The sequence below is a fragment of the Shewanella insulae genome (assembly GCF_009831655.1).
GTDB lineage: Bacteria > Pseudomonadota > Gammaproteobacteria > Enterobacterales > Shewanellaceae > Shewanella > Shewanella insulae.
Window position 1 is genome coordinate 1 of sequence record NZ_WRPA01000036.1, and the last position, 1,590, is coordinate 1,590.

Genomic DNA, 1,590 nt, shown 5'->3' on the forward strand with positions numbered 1-1,590 from the left:
GAGCTGATGCGACGGCGAGACAAATACCCAATGTCAGTCGATGACCTACTGAATGCCGCCAGGAAGCTGGCAGAATTATCACTCATTCACGGCTGTTGGGGGTATGAATTATGAGGGGATCCTACAGCGTGAAGCGTATAAGGACATATTCACAGCGTGCCAAAAGAGTGCTTGCACATAAGCCTGCCGCAGGCAATTGATGAAGGTGAAGGTTCGACCTTCAAAATCCCTTCAAATACAAATGCAGCTGGAAGCATCAGCCCCATATATTCGGCATCACACTATTCGAATACCCAGATATAAATGGCTTCTTACCCCCGGTATCGGGGTCATAAACATACCGCTGCACCGCACCTATGTTGCCGCCATAGACATGAATGCTGATAGATACTCCCTCCAATAGAGCATTAGAAACCCTATGGATATCGCCGATATCGGGCGAGACCAGATCGACACCGCCGACGGGCAACTCATGACTGCCGCTGGCCCGCAGACAGCTGGCAGCCTCATCCAGCTCATATTCCTCGCAGCGCTCGGCGCCGCGCAGCACGCCCACCATGCCCCATACGGTATGGTCATGAACAGGCGTGGTCTGCCCCGGCGCCCAGACGAAACTCACCACAGAGAAACGCTCCATTGGATCGCAGTAGAGCAGATACTGCCGATAGCTCTCAATACTCTGCTGAGCAAAGGCATTAGGTAGCCAGTCATCATGAGCAATAAGCTCCGACAGCAGCGCCTTACCCTCGGTAAATATACGCGCCTCATCGCAGCCGACCTGCTCAACAAGCCGGGTAAAGGACTGAACAAAACCCCTTAATCTGCCAATGTTTTCCATCACGCTTCTCTGCCTTGAATGTCGTCAATCAAGGCTAGGTGATCTGCCCTAGGCAATAAATAGGCAATAGGTCGATAGCAGATAAAAGCCAACCTATGGAAGAGTAACAGGGAGTAAGTAAGTGCGTGACACCAAACGCCGCTAAATCAATAGAGGGGAACAACTCGTAGCAAGCACACTTTTGGCCCTCGAATTCAAGGAGGATTTCGCAGAGCCCACATGGATGATGAGATGGACACCTCTTGTGAAGTCGGCGTCAAAAGCGCCATATTGAATTTACAAGGTTCAATGTCAACAAAAGGTGTCCACTATGAAAGTTACTCTAATTGGTATCGATTTGGCAAAAAATGTTCTTCAGGTTTGCGGTGTCAATCAAGTCGGTAAAACGCTCTTTAATCGCACCGTTAAACGCACTCAACTGTTGAAAACGCTCGTTCAGTATCCAGATGCAGTGATTGCCATGGAAGCCTGTAGTGGCTCAAATTATTGGGGGCGAGAGCTGATGTCGCGCGGATATGAGGTAAAACTTATCCCACCACAGCATGTGAAGCCCTTCGTGAAAGGCAATAAAAATGACCGCAATGATGCCTTTGCAATCTGTGAGGCTGCGATGCGCCCCAACATTATCTTCGTTAAGCCAAGAACCTTAGCGCAGGTCGATATCATTATTTCCCATCGAATTCGCGAGCGTCGTATTCGTGTCAGAACCGCGTTGACTAATCAAATACGTGGATTGTTGAGTGAATACGGCA

Annotated in this window: 1 protein-coding gene and 1 pseudogene; one reads left to right on the forward strand and one right to left on the reverse strand. The window is 49.4% G+C overall.

Annotated features, from left to right (window positions below; translation table 11 throughout):
- Positions 1-256: 256 nt before the first annotated feature.
- Complete coding sequence (locus GNT65_RS20360; RefSeq protein WP_160798996.1) at positions 257-838, reverse strand: cysteine dioxygenase family protein; 582 nt, start codon at positions 836-838, stop codon at positions 257-259.
- Between the two features lie 310 nt (positions 839-1,148).
- On the opposite strand from GNT65_RS20360, the pseudogene GNT65_RS20365 reads away from it, so the two are divergent.
- Positions 1,149-1,590: pseudogene (locus tag GNT65_RS20365) on the forward strand (IS110-like element ISSlo1 family transposase); the annotation flags it as partial.

What these genes read in the sequence shown, in the direction of transcription:
- GNT65_RS20360 (WP_160798996.1), bottom strand. Translation starts at nt 838, where the DNA reads ATGGAAAACATTGGCAGATTAAGGGGTTTTGTTCAGTCCTTTACCCGG.